The sequence below is a fragment of the Gloeothece verrucosa PCC 7822 genome, from assembly GCF_000147335.1.
Lineage (GTDB): Bacteria > Cyanobacteriota > Cyanobacteriia > Cyanobacteriales > Microcystaceae > Gloeothece > Gloeothece verrucosa.
The window spans coordinates 163079-182677 of sequence record NC_014502.1 but is presented as its reverse complement, the minus strand read 5'-3'; the positions used below and the strand labels follow the sequence as shown (position 1 = coordinate 182677).

Below are 19599 nucleotides of genomic sequence, written 5' to 3'. Positions count from 1 at the left end.
TTTATATACTTAATTTGTGCTATAAAGGAGATAGCTTTTGTGGAGTGTCAGGATTATGGACAGTACACCCATCAATTACCAGACCCATTTCGGCAATGCTGAACTAGGATTTCAGGCTAAGGAAACCCTTACTCAATTCCTGTCGTTTGCCGGACGAACATTGGAACAATTGGTTGAACTTGGGGCACAATTGACCTGTATTCGCCATAAATGCACTGAAACGCTTAATATTAAAGAAGGCAAGAAAGCATTCAAAGAGTGGCTCAACAGTGAGGAATTCGGCGGCTCACGTTATCTCGCCGAGTCGGCTATGCGGCTTAGTGAGTGGTTTAATGGGTTATCACATGACTTACAACAGTTAGTTATCAGCAAGGCAAATCACTGGTCAATCGCGGCTTTAAAACAATTACCATCATTGACTAATGATATTGTGACTCAGTTAATTCAGACAGGGCAGCAAACGGCAGCGAGTATTCAAGCAGTTATAAAGAAACCGTCGAAAAAACCCAAAATTAATCCCCTCATTGATATTAATGATTTAGAGCCTGGAGAAACCTTAATTTTTAGTCCTCCGGAACGTACAGGTGATGAAGATTTAGATAATCTTATCGGTTGCCAGGTAGAATTAATAGAAATTCTCAATCCCGATAGCAATCGCCCAACATTACAGATCCGTCATCTTGACGAGCCAGATCAAATATTAGTCTGCCGTCCTAACGAAGTCAGAAAATCCTCTCCATCCTCGACTAATCAATTGGAGGCAGAATTAGCTCAGTTAAAAGAAATTTTAGCCGCACAGTCCGATGAGATTCAGCAGCTAAAAGAAGAACGCGATTATTACAGCAAACAGTTAAAGAATATCGAATCACAACAACAAGAACAAACCAAGGAAAATCAATGGAAAGAAGAACGCAATCGCTTACTAGAGGAAAACCAAGAATTAAAAGAAAAGTTAAGTCAGTTAGAGGAAAAGATTGATTCTAATTCCGAACAACTACAGCCGGGAAATATGACTTTAGAAATCGACGATAAGGACTTATTAATCCATGAACTAACCGAACAACTTAAAGCCTATCAAAAACTTGAATTACCACTGACCGACGAGCAATTATTTGTCGGTGCTAGGGTCAAAGTGATCACCTGTGATCAAGGGTGGGCTGGATATACGGGTATCGTTAAAGAAAGATTAAACAATAATGGTTGGTGGTTGGAATTAGATGGAATAGACAGCGCTGTCCGTCAATTATACAAGGCTGGACAGTTGACTTGGAATTTACAATTACCAACATTTCCTACTGAACAATTAAAATTCACTTCTTACTATGTAAATCAAGAGAACTCATCGAATAAAGTCCTTGCTTCTTTTAGGGATTCATAACTTTAGGAGTTAGGAAAAAACTTTACGAATTAGTCAAGAAATTTCGAGCAAAAGCTATTATAAGCTGAAATTACTTAAGATACTCAAAAATTAGCAAATTTTCTAACTATCTAAGCAACTTTCAACGGCTTTGTAGGCAACATTCTCGGTTCTGGCAAAGGTTTATTCTCGGCTGTCAGCATTTCAACAAAAGCCTCAATAACTTCCTGACCATTTTTGGCGGCTTCCTCGTAAGTTCTACCATGAGTATGAAACTCTTGCCAAGGAAACTCAGGCAAATGAACTAAGAAAAGTTGATCCTCTTGTGACCATTGAATTACCATACTATAGTGATAACTCATGTTTCACCGTCCTCCGAGTCTTCCTGCTTTAGTTTCTTAATCAATTCTAGCTTTTTCAACACTTTTTGAATATTCTTTTCTAAGTATAGCGGAGCATCATCCCCGTCTTGTCCAGGGATTGTTAAGGGTTCTTCAGGTAGCAAAGGATGTTTCCAAAATGTATGACTTCCTTTACCTCGTCCTGGTTGAAGGATATAGCCAACTTTTGCCACCATTGCTTTTAACTCTCTTATTTTCTTTGGCACTATCTCTTTTTGCCACTTAACTCCTCATTTATTATAATCATTAAACAAAGAGTTACGAGAGATTTGCTCGAAAATTTCCCCAACCGAATCGGTTAAACCTTGCCAAGCTTTAATTTCTTCAATTAATTTTTTCAAGTCTCTATGTTCCCAATAATGACTCTCATCCACGACTTCCTCTAAAATTCCCAGTTTTTGAACTTCATCTAATAATAAAATAATTGAAGTATGCGCCCTTAAGAAATTAAGAATACCTCCTGACTCTTGTAAGGCGGCATATTGAGTTTTACAAAAACTTTGAGCTTCCCAGACTTGAGAACCGGGATATCGACAAAGAAAAATTTTTAAGCTTTCGCATCCTTCGGCAACATGGGCTGTCCAACCAATGAAGGCGGTTGGAGAGATTTTTTGAATTTCTCCTTCTGTAATAAGTATTTTAGCCGCACTAATCTTAAGGAAAAATAAAGGATCTGTCGCATCAGTATTATCAAGTTGGGTTTGATTTAATTCTCTGATCGGATTTACCTGTACCCAAGGGAGAGTCAAAGCAACTTGATGTAATTTATCTATTAATTTATAAGCCTTCATGTGAGAATCTGTCTCAGTTTTAAACTTGTAGTGAATGGTTAACCCCATAAATTTTTTTAGCTCAATAAAAACTTGGGTAATTATCTCCTTCATTCTAACAAATTTTCAGGGAGCTATACTCCTAAATTAGGAGCTTACAAGATTCAATTAGTGCTTGAAATTAATCCTATAACTTTTTTGGCGTTGCCAAAATAGAGATGAAAATCATTTTAGGTGACGAATATGACATCTCCAGTAATAGCTACATACTCTTTAGAATTTTCCTTATTTTTAGAATTAGCACCCTCATTAAGAACCCAAGGGGCTAAATTCTACACCGAAGCCGAAGGAATTAATAGAATTTTAAAATTTACCAAGTTACCTTACAAGCTCAAGATTTACTCCCTTTAGCTGAACCTGAATTAATAGATAATGATGATACAACAATAATGGCGATTGAAGAGTTTAATAAATTTAAAGAAGAGGCATTATCTGAAGTCAATTCAGAGACTACGGAAACTTCTTCTTCCCCTCTCTCTAGAATAGAAGAATTTGTTACTCTGATAGAGACAGTAGAGGAAACCTTAACGCCTGTAATTGAAGAAGAACAAATATATCTATCAGCAGAGGAACTTACCAAGAATTACACAAAAGCTCAATTGATCGAGTTAGCAGCTAACAATAATATAAAACTTCCCAAGACAGGAAAAATTTGCAAAAACCAATTAGTAGAATTTTTAGCCGCCCTTATTCCTGCTGCCCATTAATCTTCCAGAACCATTGATTAAAGACCCTGCACTAACAGCAGGGTTTTTTTTGCTCCTTCGGAGGAAATTGATGAAGAATTGACGGGAGCAATAGAATGAATGGATTTGCCGCCGAACAAACATTCCAACGCCTAGTTCACAATTGCCACAAAATCAAAACCTTCAAATTACCCACCTCGAAAGAATTAATAAATATAGCTATTTCCACAAATATTGGCAAACGAAGAATAATATCAGCAGTTCCTTATCTACATAAAGAGTTTGGTATTATTGTCAGAAATCCCAAAACCGAACAATTAAATAATATCATCGACTGGGAGCAAATACCTTCCACTGTAATACTTGACTTAATCTTTGGAATTGATGCCATTGTCAATATATGCGGCTATGTAGTTGCCGTTGATGTTACGGCCAATCCCGAATCTGTTAAAGATAAGGTCGCTAAACTTAGCCGCTTAAAACCGATGTGGTCAAAATTGGGTATCGATCAAGCCTGTGCTTGCTTAGTAACCGATACGGAGTCACCGAATTTATGGTTAATATTAAAATCGGTGATCCGTAGCCAACAAGTAATATCAATTAGTATTTAGGATATCATAAAAAACTCTCAGTAACCACTGATAGTTTATTTTTCCACAGGAGATAAAAAATGCCAGAAAAACTTAAGAAATTAGTCAGTGACATCAGTTGCCAAATCCAACACAGCATTATGCGGCTGTATGGATATTTTGATGAGAAAGGAGATTACCATCATACTAAACCGATGCCCCTAATAATTGTTAGAACTTTGCAGAAATTGGGAAAATTAGTAGCGTTAGGGAATTAGAAATAATTTCACAAATAGGAAAAGATAAGTTTCTATAATTAACCTCAATCGCCTATCTTTTTGGTCTTTCTATTCCTTTAAGTGCCGTTGGCATAAATAAATGTAGTTAATAAGAAGCGAGGGCAATTAAATGAACATTAACCCGGGAATTTCTGAATATTTGGAAAAATTAGCTGAAGAATATTATCGACTAGGGAAGCTACCAGAACTTTCTGAGCAACAAGGAGAGCGTTTAATACAAATTCTAGAAATCGCTGAAGCCAATAAAGAATTTAGCGAGATTTTAAGTGAGATTGATTTGAAGTTAGCGAATGAACTTAATTTACTTGATGAAGAACATCTAACCTATTATGAGCAACAAACTCAAAAATTACAACAAAAGTTAAAAAGAGAATAAAGTTCGTTACTTTTTTTTATAACTCTTGCCGAATTGGATTTTCTCGGCATTTTTTTTGTCTTTATAAATTCTCAAACAATCGCCGTTGGCGTAACCAAGCGAAAAAAATATTCGCTAAATAAAGCTTTTATTAACCGACACATTTAAAAAGAAAACTATGTCAAACTTAATCTTCCCAATCATTATTTCATTAACGGCATTCATCTTTGTTTGCTGCTTTCAATATAGACCACAGCCAACCTCATTTCCCTCTAAAGTTACTAAAAAATCAAAAAACGAACATACTAAATCAACTCAACCTATTATCCCTTTGCTGCCTCCAGCAAGAAAACGAAAACATAATACTACTGAAGTCATCGTTAATAATGTTATTATCCCTCCTGCTGCTCAAACAATTGCCTACTTAGCACCAGCTAAAGTACGTCGTCATAACTCAAGAGCAACCATTATTAACCCTACATTGGTAACGGATGCGGCACAACTCGCTCAACCTCAATTATCCCCTAATGTTACTCTTAAATACCTTAAGGAATACATCAAGGAACATAATTTACAAGCGTTCATTTATGAACGTTTAGGGAAATCCTACAGTAAAGGGAAAAAAGAAGAACTCCTCCGAGTTTTAAACCGTTAAAAATTATCAGTTATCAGCCATTAATAATTAATGGTTTATAACTGTATCTAATTAAGTTTAAGAATACGGCGCTGCCGAAAAATCCTGAAAAATTTAGGAGAATTAAAGCTATGACTACTTCTATCAATTTTATCTCTCTAGTAGGTCGTGCCAGCAAAGACCCCGAAATTAAATATTTTCACTCGGGGGCTTGCGTTACCAAACTAGATATTGCCGTAAAACGAGGCAAGGATGATGAACCCGATTGGTTCTCCCTTGAATTTTGGGATAAAACTGCCGAAGTAGCCGCTAACTATGTCCGTAAAGGCGGACTCATCGGAGTACAGGGTGAAGTGATCATTAATTTTTGGAATGATGAGCAAGGAAATTACAGGTATAAACCAGTTGTTCGTGTCAATAATTTAGAATTATTAGCATCGGCTAAACAAGATACCCCCGTTGCTCCTCCAAATAATGCTAATAGTAATATTCCGATTCCAACTCCTGTAAAAACCAAAGCAAAAATCAATCCAAATAATAATTGATTTAATCACTTCTAGGATGTCCGCACGTCCTAGGGGTGATTAAATGAGCGCCATTCGGCGAGAATTGGTGAATAATTAATAGAAAGTAAATATCATGAATAACTGGCAAATAACCCTAAGTTTAGTTGAAATTCATTCCTCGTTTAATGAGGAAGGAAAAATCACTCTGTCAGGAACAGGTAAATTTCAATATTATGATAACAAAGAATGGATGGAATGCCCAATCTCCTTCAAAGCATGGGGGAATGCCGCATTAATCATCGATAAGGTTGGTATCGATGGGATGGTGATGGTATCAGGAAAATTTAATTTATTCAAGAACTCCGATGAGCTAAATCCAAGAATGATGTTAAATGTTGAAAGAGCCATTCCTATTAAGGTAGATTTCGAGGATGTGTCGAATTTGGAGCTAATTTCTGAACCCACATTAATTGCTGAACCTATTACAACTGTTGAACCGCAACGTGAATTGGTAGCAGTTAACGCTAATAATAATGGTCATCAAAAACCCGCTCCCGATGATGATAAAGATTTAGATAGCATCCCGTTTTAAATAAATAAATCCAGTCCTCCTATGGACTGGTAATTTTTTTTTGAAGAATTCCCTTTACATTAGTTTTTATTAAAGATCGGTTAACTCAATTCGGCGCTGCCGAGAAAAGATGAAAATTAACCCAAGAAAAAACCTGATGACTAAAGCGAATTACGATGATCTAATCGTCCTCGAAACTTTCATTGATTACATTAGCTGGAGTTGGAATAGCAGCCAAGGCGTATTGGAGGGGCAAGTATCCCTGGAAATCTTCAAAAAATACGGGAAAAACTTTACTCAAAACAATGAGGAAATAAAATGGGCAGCGTCAAAAAGAGATAGAATAATCATATATACAGCTAATTACAAAATAATTAATTATGAAAATCGAGTAATTATATCTCTTCTAAGTATCAACGAAATTTTTAGAGGAGATCAAATTTTACTATTTTAAATTAATAAAACAAAAGTTACTAATAATTTTAGTGGCTTTTGTTTTTAGTTAAATTAGGTAATATCTCTGGCTCTTTCGGAGAAATTGCTCAATAAAAGTGATTACAAAAAAAGAAAACGCTTATTTTTTTGATAACTGATAAAAAAATATGGCTTCGCCAAAAAATTATGAATAAATAATAATTAGCTCTAGAAACTATGAAAAGTAAATTATTAAATAATCATCGTACAGCCGTCACAGAAACTTTTTCAATAACAATCCCAGTAATGCCAAATCAGCATTATTGGCTTGACGGCTCAGATTGGGAAGAAGATTATCCTGGGAGCATCGATTATTTGATGCTATGCTCTCCCTGTGGCGATCCTCTTTATGATTTGAGAAAAAATGCGTCTCAAGAAGAAGCTGAAGCATTTATCAGAAAAGATCGAGAAATTGCGTCCTATTTAACAATTAAGACTCAATAAAACAATATGCCTTTTTTAATCTTACGTGATCGCTACAGTTAAAGGTAGCGATTATTTTTTTCTTGACAACGGAACCTTTTTCTGAATATAGTGAAATTTAGCACCATCGAATTCATGTTTGGCTTTCCGCACCACCCTATTGCCAAACGCCACCCATCTGTAACTTAAAAATTGACCATTATCGCCCCTAGAATAATGGTCAAATAAAAGTAAAAAATTTGGCCACAATTACTCAGGGAAACCTAAGCGTTTGCGTCTTTCTGCTCGCTCAGTGCGCTCACTTTCTCGTATTCGCTCGGTATAGCTAATCCCAAATTGTTCTTGCCAATATTCTTCGGTTTCACGCCATTCTTTAACTTCATCTTCTTTACCCGTTAGAGCGTGAGCCACCCCGGCACTATCGAAATCAGAATCCCAGACTCTTCTTTCATACTCCCGACGGGGTTTGCCATCAGGATAATAAAAAAACTTTGAAACACCCCAAGTGACAAAGGGATATTCCCATTCGGGAAGAAGATTTTCATCTTCATCGTAAAACTGTTTTTCGTAATCATCTAATCTGTGATTGGGATTTCTACCCATATCTTTCTCCTCAAAATAAATATAATTTTTTAATTAAATTATGACGCTACAGATCAAACACATCGACTTAATATCCGGCGAATACATTGCCAACCCATTCCAAAATCAACGCCGTGAACAACCTTATTGGGTAGAGAAGCTTGAAAATACTTTATTAGAATCATTCTGTCCCGATATCCCCTTAAGTGTCGGTCATTTAGACGAATTTTATATCCAATCTAATGATCCAGATAAGATAGCCCTTGCTGAAAATATTCTCAAGAATCATCCCGAAGGACACAAACTTATCTTAGCAAATGGAGATCGCTTCTTTTATGCGCCAGCCGAATATGAACCTATTATCAACGAGATTCTGGGAGGATTGGATGTAGAAAAACCCGACCTAAAGAATAGGGGTGCTTATTCATCACTGTTAACATCAGACCAAAAATCTAATACATCACGGACTGCTACCATTCTAATAGTTGACGATGAAACTGGTGAAAACGGAGGCTTTTTGGATGAGCAGGATGCTTGGAGATTGACGGGTGATTGTCATGGAAAAATGTCACCCCTCTTTGCCACTGATGTATTTGGAGCAATGGATAGAGCGATTCAATTTAGAATAGGGTTGAAAGAAGATAAATTTATTGGTAAAGGAACTTTAACCCCCAGATGGCTTGATGAAGATGAACATGAACATTTCCGAACTCTCAAATTTACTGACCCCAGTAACGTACCTCAAATAGACCTTGTGCTTCCCCTGTCTTCATTTAAAGGAACGGCCAAGGGAAATATCAAACCTGGTTTAATTACCACAGAAATTGTAATTACAGAGAAAGATCGTTCTAAAGGAAAGAGAGAAAGAGGCTCACTAATTTCAGCATCGCAACCCGTACAGTATTACACCGAAGCCCTCAAAGATACTACACCCTTGCTTAAAGAACGTTTAGATGAACTTCTTGCTTCTTTAAAAGATCCTCGTCTTCTTGAAGAATTATATACTCAAGCCCAAATAGGTGATGAAGGGGACTCCGAACTTGACTCCGAACAATTTCAGGATTTAATAGCCGAATTAATCAAAAACGATGAACATGGACAATTAAGGGAAACCGAGTTTTTTAAGAAGAAGTTGGAACAATTTCAATCCAAACAGTGGACTGAATCAGCAATAGGAAAATTTGTTAAGTTTAACCGGGCTGTTGTTATTCCTTCTAAAGACTTAGGACTGGGTGAACTTTATTGGAATAATTATAAGCCCGACGAATCAATCATAGGGTTTCGCTCTCCTATGATTGGTAAAAATGGATTGAGAATATCGACGAATATTCCCGTAGAGGAAGGATTAGCCCCCGATGGAACTCCTCTAGTTGGTGTTCTGGTAATCAACGATATCTCCTGGTCCAGGCTGCATCAACAACTAAACAATGAATTGAAAGAGGCGCTCACCACCCATCCCGACTCTCAAATCCAACTCCAGCATATTCTCGAACAGTTACCCACTGCCCAACAATTAAAGGATTCATCGGGAAGGGAAAGAGTTACATTAATTGATAGAATCAATGAAAAAATTCAACCTTTTATCGATACTGGTCTAGAATTAACCCCATTACCCTATGAAACCGACAATGAAGCAGACGGGATGGATTTTGACGGGGACACCTACGGCTTTGAACTGATACATAATTATCCCCATCTAGCTCAAGCAGCAAGACTTCACGCACTCAATCCAGATATCCCGATTAAAAAGGAAGATAAATTATCATTCGACCCCAATTGGTCATTTGAACGGGTAGCGTTATTTATGGCCAACTCACCAGTCGGGGTGATCAACAATCAGGTGACGACTGTTCAATCTTTCAAAAATGAACTCCAGAGTATAAAGGACTACGGCAAACCGCAAAGGCAGATAGAATATGCCCAAAAACTAGCTCAGAGCGCCAATAAACAAATCTCCTGCGAGAGTAGGAAAAAGAACCCGCGTCCCATTCCCGAAGTATATAGACAACAAATTTACGAAATTGCCAAAATCGCCACTGAACCGATCACGGTTGAGAGTGCCGCTAAAATATTTGACCTAACTGAGCAAATCTATGATGAATTGCTCATTGAAGCGCAATATAACAATCAGATAGCCGTCGATATGTTCAAGAGCGCTCGTGCCCCCTCTCTAGATAGAATACGACAGGATAAAGGTGCATTATCGAGAAAACTAGAAACGATAACCGACAAGAAACAGCAGGGGTTGTATGTGGGCGATCGCACCCTGAAGGCAACCGGTGTAACACCCGTAGAGTTGATGGCGCATTTAACAAATGCCTCCTACCAATCTCAATCCCTTGAAAGCCGTCCGTTACACCAATTTCGTGCTTTCTTTCCGGATGACTTCAGTGAGCAACAGCTATTGGAGGTAACGGAGAAGAAAAATGAATTCGACCAACTGTGGAACTTAGCACAAACGTTGAGGAGGGAGAAGGATTCAGAACCGGGTCCCGTATTAAACTTTACTACAGAAAAAGGTGAAAGGGTTAGACTAACCAATATCGTCCCTTTCGACACGATTTCCCATTTTGCCCCTTTAAAAGAGCATCTCTTAAATGTATCTTTCAAACTCAATGATGACCCTTATACCCAGAAAACTCATCAATTGCTGGCGACGACAACTATTAACGGAGAAACTATTACCCTAGGGACGCTTAAAGAGTCAGATAGGGAGAAATTACGAATTAAACCCAATACGACAATAAAAGGTACAGGTAAACTGGGACAAGCACTATCTGAAGATGAAATCAAACTCTTATTTAATCAAGCCTTTGATGGGGCTAGGGCATGGAAGGAGTCATTACCAACTGAGCAGGTAGGGCAATACTTGGCAGCTACGGCAGAGATGGCCTGTAAGGAAGTTAAGGATGTGCCTAACCCTCCCAATACGACTCAGAATTTCCTATTCTCCACCTTTGCAAAAGAGATAGCCGAACAAAGTAAAACCTTCCAATTGGATGAGTTCTTAGTGGAGGGTTTATCTCAATACAATAAAGTGCCCCCCGAATTGTTAAATAGCGATGTGCAATTGAGAGTATCTCCCCAGACTGTAACCGATAAAGATAAGCAACGGATACGCAGAGGATGGGAAGTCTATAACCCAACTGATGAGCAATGGTACTCATTCGGATTATCTTCGGAAAAGGGGGCACAGCTTCCCTTGGGGACAACTGTAAAGGGAACCCTTACGGGAAACAACCCGACGACGGCCACACTTGATCTTACCACCCCATCAATACGAAATAAACTCAAGCCCTTCCTAGATGGAGGAGGACAAATAGTCTTCGGACAGATTGACAAGTATGCCGCAGCCGGCGTTGTCTTTAACGGTGAGAATAAAACCTTTACCCTCAGACGTTTCACTCCTTCGGTCGAGTACGTCGTCACACTGGGCGATAAAACGCTCGGTATTGTTGACCCGGCATCATGGGATAAGATAGGCAAAACAAATTCACATAACGCCACCATTACGACTTATGGGAGTCAGAAGGGACGATACGCGATCGCCACGACTGACAACGGGGATAAAATCAAAATCAATAAAATAGCCTTCAGGGGACACGATGACTTTAAGGAGCAGTCATTCGTCAACCACCAGGTTAAATTAAGCATTAAGACATCTAATAGTAAAGAGGAATTAGGGGTTGAGACGATAATTGACGGTTTACCTCAAATTATCGGAGTAATAGGCAATCATCGGGATCAGAAACCCGGACGACTTGCACTCATCAATAGCAAACTGCCCCTGGATGGATTGACAATTGAAGCCGCCATCACATCTCGGTTGACCCTAGGATTGGTACAGATCAAGCCCTTGACTATACAATACCCGAAAACTGGAGAATGGGTTAAGACCGCACAATCATTGCCGGACGAGCAAAAACCCTCATTAAATAAAAATGCTGCCTATTTCCTCAACCAACTGTCCACACATCCCACATTATTATCATCAAATGAGGAGAAATGGCTATTTCCCAATGGAAAAGAGGTTAATTTACCAACGTTTAAGATAACCGTCGATATCCGTAAAGCGGGTGCTGTTGAGAAATATCTAACCGATAATAAAATTCCTTTTGCCATTACTTCATCATCATCTGAAAAAAAGCGATCGCTGATTTCCTTAGCTATGGTTGAAGGCGATTTACCCCCAAATATTTGGAATAATTTAGAGGAGAAATTTGGCAAGGTATTGAATGGAGATGAATATCAACAGAAATTAACTGAGATACTCCCCTTCAGTAACAAAGTTCGCCGAATATTTAGAAAGAGGGAAGAACTTAAGCCCTACCTGAAAATAAATCCGTTGTCGGCGATCACTACGGGTCAACCTGGGAAGATCGAGCAATTAAGTGAGGATAATAAAGATATGAATCAAGCTCTTAACTCTAATAATGAACGAGAAGCTGCTGAAAAAGAATTAAAAGATCAATCGCCGAATGAACCTTCGGCTGATTCTAATTCCCCACCCACCGATGATAATATAAATAAAGAAAAACCTTCTCTCAATTTACTCGCTCAAGTTCTCATCAGTTCTGACTCAAAAGACCCCGTTTTGGCGGCATTAACTAACCCGACTGAAGCCGCACATTATAAAGGCAACATTAAATCCCATTACCCCGTCAGTTTTAGGGATAATCCCCAAAGGGAAGCCATCGGTAAGAATCATCACGGGTTAGACAATTATAAAGCCGAAAAATACTTCAGTGACAAGGCAGCCGGCGTTCCCTTCATATCTGCTGAGGATGCTTATAAACACTATGCTAAATCCCTCAATAGCCAATCTGAGAAAGAGGCATTATTGACAGAGATAATAGCGGCTAAATTGACGCAGTATCCCAAACTTACGGTAGAAATTCATAAACGGGGTGGGGTGGAATATCTAGAACGAGGTGTCTATCAAACCATTGGGAATAATAAGGAATGGGAGGGTACAGGACGTGAAAATGGCTTTATACGCGCATTGATAGGAGGGTATGAAAAAGCGATCGCACTCAAGGAAACCTTTTTCGATGAACGAGGACAATTGAAGAAACCGGATAACCCAGGCATTTTAGTACCCCTCGGGAAAAATGATTCTGTTGAGAAGAACCGAATTAAAGATAGGGAGATGGCGGCAATAGCCACTCAGTTTATAGGCTTCCCCGTCGATAAGACGATGGATACATCCACAAAAGATTATCAGGCAGCCTGGAATCTATTTGACAGGGCGAATACGGGGAAATATACATCTGACGATCTCATCATGGTATCCGGCAACGTACCGAGGAATAATAAAAAGGAAATCATTACCCTCGAACAAATACAATCGACCTTTGACGACAAATATAAACCATTGTTAGATAAAGCAATCGCTGCGGGTTCGGGGTTCGTTGTTGGTGATGCGTCAGGTACGGATCAACTCATACAAGCTTATTTAACCGAGAAGGGCTACCTTCTCAAGCCGAATGAAAGAGGGTACATGGAAGCCGTCTTACCTTTACAACAGAAAGCGGCTATTGATGAACCCTCACCGGCGTTGGTGGATTATATAGAGTTAATGCCGATTTTAGGAGCTAACGAACAAGAGAAATACCGGGCATCTTTGATGGATAGTGTTAAAGATTATCAAGGTATCGTCACTCAATATTATGCCCTACACGATTATTTACAAATGAAGGCAGATAAAATATTTTCAATTGACCCAGATTTAGCCCCAATTCTTGAACAACAATCAATCTTACTGCAAAAATTCACATCGGACGAGTCGGACATTTATCCGAATTTTTCCAAGCTTTTTACCGAAGACGGTAAAGATTTTGACCCCCTTAGAGATAAGATAGATTCGTTATCTAAGCAATTAAATGAGAATATAAAAGAGGAAATTAAAAGCTATAGTGAAGAAGCCTTAACCGATTTGAAAGCTGCCGCTTTTAACTTCTTTAAAGTTCCTCCCCAGTTAGATAAGGTCAACGATATCTATGAACATATCTTACAACAAACTGCACCGGAAATACAGGATTATTGGAAGAAGAAAGAGGTTGAACCGAATATTGAGAATAATACGGTTACAGTTGAAGCCACTCCTACTAAAAAAATAACTCTTCATACGGATGGGTCAAGTTTGGGAAATCTCGGTCCCGGAGGATGGGCTTATGTTATCTCTGATAGTGAAGGTCAACAATTAGCTAATAATGGCGCAGTTCCCAATACGACCAATAACAGGATGGAGTTAACCGCAGTCATTGAAGGGATTAAAGCGGTTAAAGAGAACTATAAAGATATATCGGATATCCATATTGTCAGCGATTCCCAGTATGTTTTAAAGTCAATAAATGGAGAATGGCAGAAGAAGAAAAATCAAGATCTATGGGAGCAATTTGATAAAATTAGCCAAAACATTAATCTAACCACAGAATGGGTTAAGGGTCATGATGGTCATGAATTTAATGAATTATGCGACGGGTTAGCTCATAGTGCGGCTAATGATTTACAGAAAACCCAACGTCAAACAGAGTCAAATAAAGATATTACGGTTGAGGCACAGAGGGTTACTGAACCTAACAAGGACACACCAGATAAGTTAACCGAAAAAGTAGAGGTTGATGTCTCATCTAATGGTCACAAAAAGCCAACCTATAGTGATGATGAAGCTGTAGTCATTTCAGAATCCCCCAAAATTACACCATCTAATGTGGAGAAGGAGACTCCAGAAATTACATCTACCCCTGAAGCTGTTGTACAACCATTAATACCAGAAGTAGCACCGCCAACTGAGGTAACAGCCGCATCACCCAATAAGGCAACAGAACATCAAACCTTACCTACGGCGGAAGATTTGATAGATATTCATCTAGACAAACAATATATGCCCGAAAACATTTCTATTCAACAAGTGAGAACCTCTCAGGTTGCCCCCGTATTGATGGCTTTATTAAAAGCCAAGAAAATGACCGATTCCCCCGAATACTCCTACAACCCGGAAACCAACATTGCTCAATTCGTGGGGGACAAGAATACCATTTCCTTTGACGGGACTTATTTGAAGATGACAGATAACGCAACCGGTAATGAAAGGATGGTTGCCTCAAGAACACAAAACGATATTACGGGAGATATGAACTGGATAGCGCAACCCTTACCCCATAAGGGTGAAGGGTTAACTGAAACTCATGTGAAACGCTACAACAACCCAGATACTATTGCCCTCATTAAAACTGTTATCTTTGAAGCCCATCAACAGCAGCAGCGAGAGCAACTTCAAGTTCAGAATGAACCACAAGAACAATTAGTATATGCCAATAGTAACGGAAATGGTCATGTCCGTAGGGGGGAGAAGGTAAATACTTTATTTGACTTAAAAACGTTAATCGCTTTCCAACAACAATAACTTATCTTGGAGCCTGACATTATGACAGTAAACGCAGAAATACAACAACAAAGAACCAGCCAAATAGCACCAAATTTAATGGCATTATTGAAGGCTAAAAAAATCTCAAAATCTCCTGACTATTCTTACGATGCCCTACCGAATATAACAATTTTAACTGATGAAGAACACCTTATTACCTTCGACGGTTTTTATCTCAAACTGTTGGATAGACAAACTGGTAAGGAGAAGATGATAGCGACGGGAACTCGTAATCAAGAGACGGGGGACATTGATTGGAAAGCTCACTCAGTCAGTCTTGGCTTGAGCTTAGAAGATGTTGAAAAATACGACAATCCGTCTTTAATAGTACAGATTAAACAAACTATCCTTGAAGCTTACCAACAAGAGCAAAAAATAAGTCTAGATAGAATTAATGCTCTAACAAAAGGTGATTTAAATTAACGCGACTTAGACAAAAAAATATCAAGAAAAGAGACCAAAGCCTTGTCCAGTTTTCCTTTTTCCTTTTAGCTTAAGCGAGATTATACAAGAATTTAGGTTAACATGACCTCTGAGGGTGAACTGAGATGATTTTTAACGTTTTCTAGTAAAAGTTGATACAAAAAATGAGGTGTTTTTTGATTAGCTAATTCTAGACTATTTTGATAAAGTTTACAAGCAGATTCATCATTAATAATTCGATAGTGAATTGTTTTTGTCCATTCTGGTGCAGTGATCATTAATTGAGGGATCACCTCAATAAAAGCTTGTATTTGTTTTTGGGGAGCAAAATCTTCTAAGAAATGCACCAAACTAAACATCATTTCAGGATGTTCACAGTTATCATCTAAGATGAGATGTAAGTTTTTTAAATTGTCATCATTAGTGTGTTTTGCCATTTTTTCTAATGTTTCCTCAAATAAATTAATTTCTTGAGGTGTTTTCATTAAACGATTTTCTTGTAAGATTTTTATTAAATTCATGGGGTTGTTGCTCCTTAATCAAAAAAGGTTAACCAAGTGGTTTTATTAAGTTCAATGAGTTCTTGTAAACGCTTTCTAATATCGGCATTATATAATTTTTGACGTAGATAAATAGAGCGAATATCCCAGACTTCTTGCGCTAAGGTCTGTCGAGGGGAAAGGGTTAAGTCGGGACTTTTACCATAAGATAACGTTTGACGATGACGACCTCCTTTTCCGGGGGATAAATGTTCCATCATGATAGCAATTCCTTGAAGAGTTGTGTAATCTTTGATTTTCGCTTTCATGTAAGCGTTGGATGGTACATGATGAGGCGTTAAGTTATCTCCTCTACGACCGAATTTTAACAAGTCGCCGTATGTCCCGACTTTTCCTTCTCCTGTAAGTAGTTTAAATTGAGTGATCTTGTCTCCTTATGGTTATTTTAGGGGATAGGTTTATGATACAGGGCAAACGCATCTAATTTTTGAAAGTAGGACGGGATAACTCGCGCCGGAGCGCGAAGGGAGCGAGGCGAAGCAACCGCGCAGCGACACGGCGGGGAGTGCTGATCATTTGTACTGAAAAGACAAAGTCTTTACTATGTTCAAAACAAATAGCGATACCGAAGGGGCGCTGCGCGTTCACCACCTTATTTTTTCTTTTTATTCCACCGTTTTGTGTTTTTATTTCTCGATTGATAGGTCATTTGCTTAAAAACCCCCATCTCTTCCAGATATATCTCCCTCACTTTCCATGATGCCATGCGTCTAGCATCCGTAGCCGTCCAACAGTTAATAGGGAGCAACTCATCAATATCATCAAACGCCTTCAAGTAACTTTTATTAGCAGTGATATCAGCAATAGTCTGAGCAATACATTTACAGCACTGATGAGGATGGCGGACTATTTGCTCCTCAGCAAAACGAATGATTATCCAATTGTTCTTTAAGAAATAGTCGTTTCTACGTTTATCCTTCTCGTCATCTATGCAATGATGAGGTCGCTTACTCTTTCCCTCATAGGGTTCATCAATCTCTATATCGATATGTAATCCTGTAGTAGGGTCAATATAGACAATATCGTGACTATATTTAAACTGACTATTGTCCAGGGGAAACTCACCCCCAAAACTAACCTTATTCCCAAAATAGCTTACTAACACCTCAAAAAACTGTTTTTCGCTGACCCCCTGTTGAGCAAGGGACTTTCCCGTTGGCTGTAACACCTTACCCTGTAGCAACTCCCTTAATTGTGCGGCTCGAACTTTGGGGTTAACGTTACTCTTGCGTTGGTGATACCGTTGCATCAACCTCTGAGTTTTCTGCCATTTCTCCATTTTTAAGGTGTAATCAATCTCTTGCTGCCTATAATACTGCCTCATCCATTTCTTTAATATCCACAGTCCTACTACTACCCCGGCTATCCCAAGCATCACTAAGATAAAACTGATAAGGCTCCATTGCGCCTTGATTAAAATGAAGATTATTAGCCCCAATATCGCCCCCATAACACCCCATAACCAAGGCGAATTGATGAAACGGGGTAAAACGACGGGTTGCTGTCTTTTTGGCTTAGAGTAATTGGGTAATCTGACTTTTTGGGATTCTAGATATAGAGCGATCGCACTGGGAATAATGACAACCGGATAATGCAAACGATTATAATTCCTTTAAACTTCTGAAATTGTAAGATTTAATTGGTGGCAATAAATGTTATTAGCTAATTTTATCACCAACTATTAAAATAATTTTATAAACCCCAAAATTCAGTAAACTGTAACAGCTTATAACCCCTACTGCTGCCCAAAAATAAATTGAAATATCTTCGTCTTCAACAGCCTTTATGAGATATTGTTGATAAAAATATTTTAGTCTTCCCGCTAACCACTTGAGCAAATTATAAATGATTAGAGTCGCCAAAGAAAATATCAGTAATTTTGCAATCATCACTCAAAATCCCATTGTTGTTGAAAAAATTTAAAATCAACTCTTTTCTATTTTAATTCTTGTAAGGGCTGGTGCAGCCTAACCCCTACAAGATTTTATTTAATCAATTAGACGGTTTATTATCTCCAATATTCCAATCCCAAACCTTGTAATACGGTTTCCAATAAACCTTAAAGGTTGAAGGAGACCGGATCGCCAAACCATGTGGGATAATAAATAGTGAACTAATTAACAGAGCTTGTAATATCCAATTCCTCGGCGAAAGGATAACTAAGCCTTTTTCATTAATTGAGATCGGCCTTATTGACTTTTCGTTTTTTTTCATTTTCGCTCTCCCTTTGAATGTTCCTTGCAAGTTGATCAAAGAACATTACAAATAAAATTTCCAAAAACAATTTAGAATACCAAGGTAAATCGTCGTAATTAAACGGACGAATTGAGCTATCAATTGAAGAATCCGTTAATTCGATTTCGGGTTTTTTCATCTTCTTTGTCCTCATTTAATATTTTTAGTTTTTTTCAAAGCCAATCAATAAAAAGCTAGGGAATTATTTTGAGAAAGTAAAAAAAAACCGACGGATTAATTAGGTAAAAGTTTGGCTCTAACTGAAACCCAGACTAGCCACCCCACCTAAAATTAATTAATAAAACTCCGATCACCCCAAGCCCAAATAGAAGAAAAAATTCGCTGGCTGAAGGTTGCTCAATTTTTCCCTTAAAGTTATTTTCGTTTAAAATCATTAAAATGACGAAAAAAATTAGAAGAAAAATCGAGGGAGTTAACAACTGATCTAAAGCATTAGAGGGAAAATAGTAGGATAGCCAGTTATCAAGATTTCGTAACTGATTAATCATCTTTTTTGGTCTTGAATGCGAAGAAATTTTAAAGCATTAATATTTTCTTTGGCCGGGTGGCACTACCCACAAAGCGCAGAACCCTGATTGTACTTGAGTTCCGCCTAGGGTTAACTTGACTCCCAACTTATCCATGTCAGCAATACATTTACCACTATCAAGGTAAGCTTTATTCCACTCGTATAAGTTCTTAGCCGCCCTACCATCCCTTGAGAGTGCCCAGGCTAAGGCAACAGCCTCATCAAAAGTAGCTATCTTGTATCCCGATGATGCCAGTTGATTAAAGGTAACTGAAGCACAAATACCACTGATCGCTCCTAGGCTAAATACCGCCGTGAATAACGCCAACCCCGGTATCAATACCTTAGACGGGCGTTTCATCTGTATCGCTTCCGTCTTACCTATCAGTTCTCTAACCGAAGCCGCCACTAACTTTTGAGTTTGTGCGATCGCATCAATACTCGCTTTGTGGGACGATTTTTTCATCTCCTCGATTGTTATCTCAAGCGCTGCCGGGGCTTCTTCGAGCATCACCTGTAGAGCGCCAACGGCGATGAGTACCAGGAATAATGGGTCATTGCCATTTAACCCATGCTTGACGACAAGATTCAATACTTTAGCCCTAAATATCACGTCTTTGTCATCTAGCACCTGGACTAATAAACTCTTAGTCTCAGCATCCAGACTGTCCCACAATTCCTCCAATTCGAGGTCTGTAACTTCAGGTTTGATGGTAGAAGCTGTCATTTATCCTCC

The 19599-nt window shown here is 38.4% G+C and carries 24 protein-coding genes; 13 read left to right on the top strand and 11 right to left on the bottom strand.

The window, feature by feature from the left end:
• Positions 1-55: 55 nt before the first annotated feature.
• The gene (locus tag CYAN7822_RS33320; protein WP_013325651.1) at positions 56-1378 is read left to right on the top strand and encodes a coiled-coil domain-containing protein; all 1323 of its coding nucleotides are present in this window, start codon (positions 56-58) and stop codon (positions 1376-1378) included.
• 110 nt (positions 1379-1488) lie between these two features.
• On the opposite strand, the gene CYAN7822_RS33315 is transcribed toward CYAN7822_RS33320, so the two are convergent.
• Genes CYAN7822_RS33315 through CYAN7822_RS33305 form a run of 3 tightly spaced genes read right to left on the bottom strand, consistent with a single transcriptional unit; the run spans position 1489 to position 2642 of the window.
• Positions 1489-1719, bottom strand: coding sequence for a type II toxin-antitoxin system HicB family antitoxin (locus CYAN7822_RS33315; protein WP_013325650.1), 231 nt, complete (start codon positions 1717-1719; stop codon positions 1489-1491).
• Positions 1716-1964 (bottom strand): type II toxin-antitoxin system HicA family toxin, encoded by a 249-nt coding sequence (locus CYAN7822_RS33310; RefSeq protein ID WP_013325649.1) that lies wholly within the window; start codon positions 1962-1964, stop codon positions 1716-1718. The genes CYAN7822_RS33315 and CYAN7822_RS33310 overlap by 4 nt, the downstream gene beginning before the upstream one ends.
• Positions 1965-1988: 24 nt before the next feature.
• Entirely contained in the window at positions 1989-2642 is a 654-nt protein-coding gene (locus CYAN7822_RS33305) for a hypothetical protein (RefSeq protein WP_013325648.1), read from the bottom strand.
• 129 nt (positions 2643-2771) lie between these two features.
• Between CYAN7822_RS33305 and CYAN7822_RS39985 the strand changes: the two genes are divergently transcribed.
• The 10 genes from CYAN7822_RS39985 (at position 2772) to CYAN7822_RS33265 (ending at position 7126) form a co-directional block, all read left to right on the top strand.
• Entirely contained in the window at positions 2772-2939 is a 168-nt protein-coding gene (locus CYAN7822_RS39985; RefSeq protein ID WP_245602857.1) for a hypothetical protein, read from the top strand.
• 38 nt (positions 2940-2977) lie between these two features.
• The gene (locus CYAN7822_RS39980; RefSeq protein WP_041934395.1) at positions 2978-3295 is read left to right on the top strand and encodes a hypothetical protein; all 318 of its coding nucleotides are present in this window, start codon (positions 2978-2980) and stop codon (positions 3293-3295) included.
• A 95-nt stretch (positions 3296-3390) separates the two neighbouring features.
• On the top strand, positions 3391-3885 hold the full coding sequence (locus CYAN7822_RS33295; protein ID WP_013325647.1) for an SH2 domain-containing protein: 495 nt from the start codon (positions 3391-3393) through the stop codon (positions 3883-3885).
• A gap of 59 nt (positions 3886-3944) precedes the next feature.
• Entirely contained in the window at positions 3945-4121 is a 177-nt protein-coding gene (locus tag CYAN7822_RS38825) for a hypothetical protein (protein ID WP_013325646.1), read from the top strand.
• Positions 4122-4251: 130 nt separating this feature from the next.
• Complete coding sequence (locus tag CYAN7822_RS33290; protein ID WP_013325645.1) at positions 4252-4518, top strand: hypothetical protein; 267 nt, start codon at positions 4252-4254, stop codon at positions 4516-4518.
• Between the two features lie 157 nt (positions 4519-4675).
• The gene (locus CYAN7822_RS33285) at positions 4676-5152 is read left to right on the top strand and encodes a hypothetical protein (protein WP_013325644.1); all 477 of its coding nucleotides are present in this window, start codon (positions 4676-4678) and stop codon (positions 5150-5152) included.
• Between the two features lie 110 nt (positions 5153-5262).
• A complete protein-coding gene (gene ssb / locus CYAN7822_RS33280) occupies positions 5263-5676 on the top strand; it encodes a single-stranded DNA-binding protein (RefSeq protein ID WP_013325643.1) in 414 nt (137 codons plus the stop codon).
• Positions 5677-5770: 94 nt separating this feature from the next.
• Positions 5771-6229 carry a hypothetical protein gene (locus CYAN7822_RS33275; protein ID WP_013325642.1) on the top strand — a complete coding sequence of 153 codons (459 nt, stop codon included), beginning with the start codon at positions 5771-5773 and terminating at the stop codon, positions 6227-6229.
• 109 nt (positions 6230-6338) lie between these two features.
• Positions 6339-6662 (top strand): hypothetical protein, encoded by a 324-nt coding sequence (locus tag CYAN7822_RS33270; protein WP_013325641.1) that lies wholly within the window; start codon positions 6339-6341, stop codon positions 6660-6662.
• Positions 6663-6859: 197 nt separating this feature from the next.
• The gene (locus CYAN7822_RS33265) at positions 6860-7126 is read left to right on the top strand and encodes a hypothetical protein (protein ID WP_013325640.1); all 267 of its coding nucleotides are present in this window, start codon (positions 6860-6862) and stop codon (positions 7124-7126) included.
• Between the two features lie 228 nt (positions 7127-7354).
• Here CYAN7822_RS33265 and CYAN7822_RS33260 read toward each other — a convergent pair whose 3' ends face one another.
• The gene (locus CYAN7822_RS33260; protein WP_013325639.1) at positions 7355-7708 is read right to left on the bottom strand and encodes a hypothetical protein; all 354 of its coding nucleotides are present in this window, start codon (positions 7706-7708) and stop codon (positions 7355-7357) included.
• A gap of 40 nt (positions 7709-7748) precedes the next feature.
• Here CYAN7822_RS33260 and CYAN7822_RS33255 point away from each other — a divergent pair, with 40 nt between their 5' ends.
• Both CYAN7822_RS33255 and CYAN7822_RS33245 read left to right on the top strand, forming a co-directional pair.
• A complete protein-coding gene (locus tag CYAN7822_RS33255; RefSeq protein WP_013325638.1) occupies positions 7749-15095 on the top strand; it encodes a ribonuclease H family protein in 7347 nt (2448 codons plus the stop codon).
• A gap of 21 nt (positions 15096-15116) precedes the next feature.
• Positions 15117-15539, top strand: a complete 423-nt coding sequence (locus CYAN7822_RS33245) for a hypothetical protein (RefSeq protein WP_013325637.1) — start codon at positions 15117-15119, stop codon at positions 15537-15539.
• A gap of 92 nt (positions 15540-15631) precedes the next feature.
• Here the strand turns inward: CYAN7822_RS33245 and CYAN7822_RS33240 are convergent, their stop codons facing one another.
• From CYAN7822_RS33240 to CYAN7822_RS33210, 7 genes are all read right to left on the bottom strand, one after another.
• On the bottom strand, positions 15632-16060 hold the full coding sequence (locus tag CYAN7822_RS33240) for an Imm30 family immunity protein (protein WP_013325636.1): 429 nt from the start codon (positions 16058-16060) through the stop codon (positions 15632-15634).
• A gap of 14 nt (positions 16061-16074) precedes the next feature.
• On the bottom strand, positions 16075-16347 hold the full coding sequence (locus tag CYAN7822_RS33235; RefSeq protein WP_041934394.1) for a hypothetical protein: 273 nt from the start codon (positions 16345-16347) through the stop codon (positions 16075-16077).
• Between the two features lie 344 nt (positions 16348-16691).
• Positions 16692-17696, bottom strand: a complete 1005-nt coding sequence (locus tag CYAN7822_RS33230; RefSeq protein ID WP_013325635.1) for a hypothetical protein — start codon at positions 17694-17696, stop codon at positions 16692-16694.
• A gap of 61 nt (positions 17697-17757) precedes the next feature.
• Complete coding sequence (locus tag CYAN7822_RS33225) at positions 17758-17988, bottom strand: hypothetical protein (RefSeq protein ID WP_013325634.1); 231 nt, start codon at positions 17986-17988, stop codon at positions 17758-17760.
• A 284-nt stretch (positions 17989-18272) separates the two neighbouring features.
• Positions 18273-18473, bottom strand: coding sequence for a hypothetical protein (locus CYAN7822_RS37255; protein WP_013325632.1), 201 nt, complete (start codon positions 18471-18473; stop codon positions 18273-18275).
• A 133-nt stretch (positions 18474-18606) separates the two neighbouring features.
• The gene (locus CYAN7822_RS33215; RefSeq protein ID WP_013325631.1) at positions 18607-18843 is read right to left on the bottom strand and encodes a hypothetical protein; all 237 of its coding nucleotides are present in this window, start codon (positions 18841-18843) and stop codon (positions 18607-18609) included.
• 36 nt (positions 18844-18879) lie between these two features.
• A complete protein-coding gene (locus tag CYAN7822_RS33210) occupies positions 18880-19590 on the bottom strand; it encodes a DUF6753 family protein (RefSeq protein ID WP_013325630.1) in 711 nt (236 codons plus the stop codon).
• Positions 19591-19599: the final 9 nt, after the last annotated feature.

What these genes read in the sequence shown, in the direction of transcription:
- CYAN7822_RS33320 (WP_013325651.1), top strand. Translation starts at nt 56, where the DNA reads ATGGACAGTACACCCATCAATTACCAGACCCATTTCGGCAATGCTGAA.
- CYAN7822_RS33315 (WP_013325650.1), bottom strand. Translation starts at nt 1,719, where the DNA reads ATGAGTTATCACTATAGTATGGTAATTCAATGGTCACAAGAGGATCAA.
- CYAN7822_RS33305 (WP_013325648.1), bottom strand. Translation starts at nt 2,642, where the DNA reads ATGAAGGAGATAATTACCCAAGTTTTTATTGAGCTAAAAAAATTTATG.
- CYAN7822_RS39985 (WP_245602857.1), top strand. Translation starts at nt 2,772, where the DNA reads ATGACATCTCCAGTAATAGCTACATACTCTTTAGAATTTTCCTTATTT.
- CYAN7822_RS39980 (WP_041934395.1), top strand. Translation starts at nt 2,978, where the DNA reads ATGGCGATTGAAGAGTTTAATAAATTTAAAGAAGAGGCATTATCTGAA.
- CYAN7822_RS33295 (WP_013325647.1), top strand. Translation starts at nt 3,391, where the DNA reads ATGAATGGATTTGCCGCCGAACAAACATTCCAACGCCTAGTTCACAAT.
- CYAN7822_RS38825 (WP_013325646.1), top strand. Translation starts at nt 3,945, where the DNA reads ATGCCAGAAAAACTTAAGAAATTAGTCAGTGACATCAGTTGCCAAATC.
- CYAN7822_RS33290 (WP_013325645.1), top strand. Translation starts at nt 4,252, where the DNA reads ATGAACATTAACCCGGGAATTTCTGAATATTTGGAAAAATTAGCTGAA.
- CYAN7822_RS33285 (WP_013325644.1), top strand. Translation starts at nt 4,676, where the DNA reads ATGTCAAACTTAATCTTCCCAATCATTATTTCATTAACGGCATTCATC.
- ssb (WP_013325643.1), top strand. Translation starts at nt 5,263, where the DNA reads ATGACTACTTCTATCAATTTTATCTCTCTAGTAGGTCGTGCCAGCAAA.
- CYAN7822_RS33275 (WP_013325642.1), top strand. Translation starts at nt 5,771, where the DNA reads ATGAATAACTGGCAAATAACCCTAAGTTTAGTTGAAATTCATTCCTCG.
- CYAN7822_RS33270 (WP_013325641.1), top strand. Translation starts at nt 6,339, where the DNA reads ATGAAAATTAACCCAAGAAAAAACCTGATGACTAAAGCGAATTACGAT.
- CYAN7822_RS33265 (WP_013325640.1), top strand. Translation starts at nt 6,860, where the DNA reads ATGAAAAGTAAATTATTAAATAATCATCGTACAGCCGTCACAGAAACT.
- CYAN7822_RS33260 (WP_013325639.1), bottom strand. Translation starts at nt 7,708, where the DNA reads ATGGGTAGAAATCCCAATCACAGATTAGATGATTACGAAAAACAGTTT.
- CYAN7822_RS33255 (WP_013325638.1), top strand. Translation starts at nt 7,749, where the DNA reads ATGACGCTACAGATCAAACACATCGACTTAATATCCGGCGAATACATT.
- CYAN7822_RS33245 (WP_013325637.1), top strand. Translation starts at nt 15,117, where the DNA reads ATGACAGTAAACGCAGAAATACAACAACAAAGAACCAGCCAAATAGCA.
- CYAN7822_RS33240 (WP_013325636.1), bottom strand. Translation starts at nt 16,060, where the DNA reads ATGAATTTAATAAAAATCTTACAAGAAAATCGTTTAATGAAAACACCT.
- CYAN7822_RS33235 (WP_041934394.1), bottom strand. Translation starts at nt 16,347, where the DNA reads ATGAAAGCGAAAATCAAAGATTACACAACTCTTCAAGGAATTGCTATC.
- CYAN7822_RS33225 (WP_013325634.1), bottom strand. Translation starts at nt 17,988, where the DNA reads ATGATTGCAAAATTACTGATATTTTCTTTGGCGACTCTAATCATTTAT.
- CYAN7822_RS37255 (WP_013325632.1), bottom strand. Translation starts at nt 18,473, where the DNA reads ATGAAAAAACCCGAAATCGAATTAACGGATTCTTCAATTGATAGCTCA.
- CYAN7822_RS33215 (WP_013325631.1), bottom strand. Translation starts at nt 18,843, where the DNA reads ATGATTAATCAGTTACGAAATCTTGATAACTGGCTATCCTACTATTTT.
- CYAN7822_RS33210 (WP_013325630.1), bottom strand. Translation starts at nt 19,590, where the DNA reads ATGACAGCTTCTACCATCAAACCTGAAGTTACAGACCTCGAATTGGAG.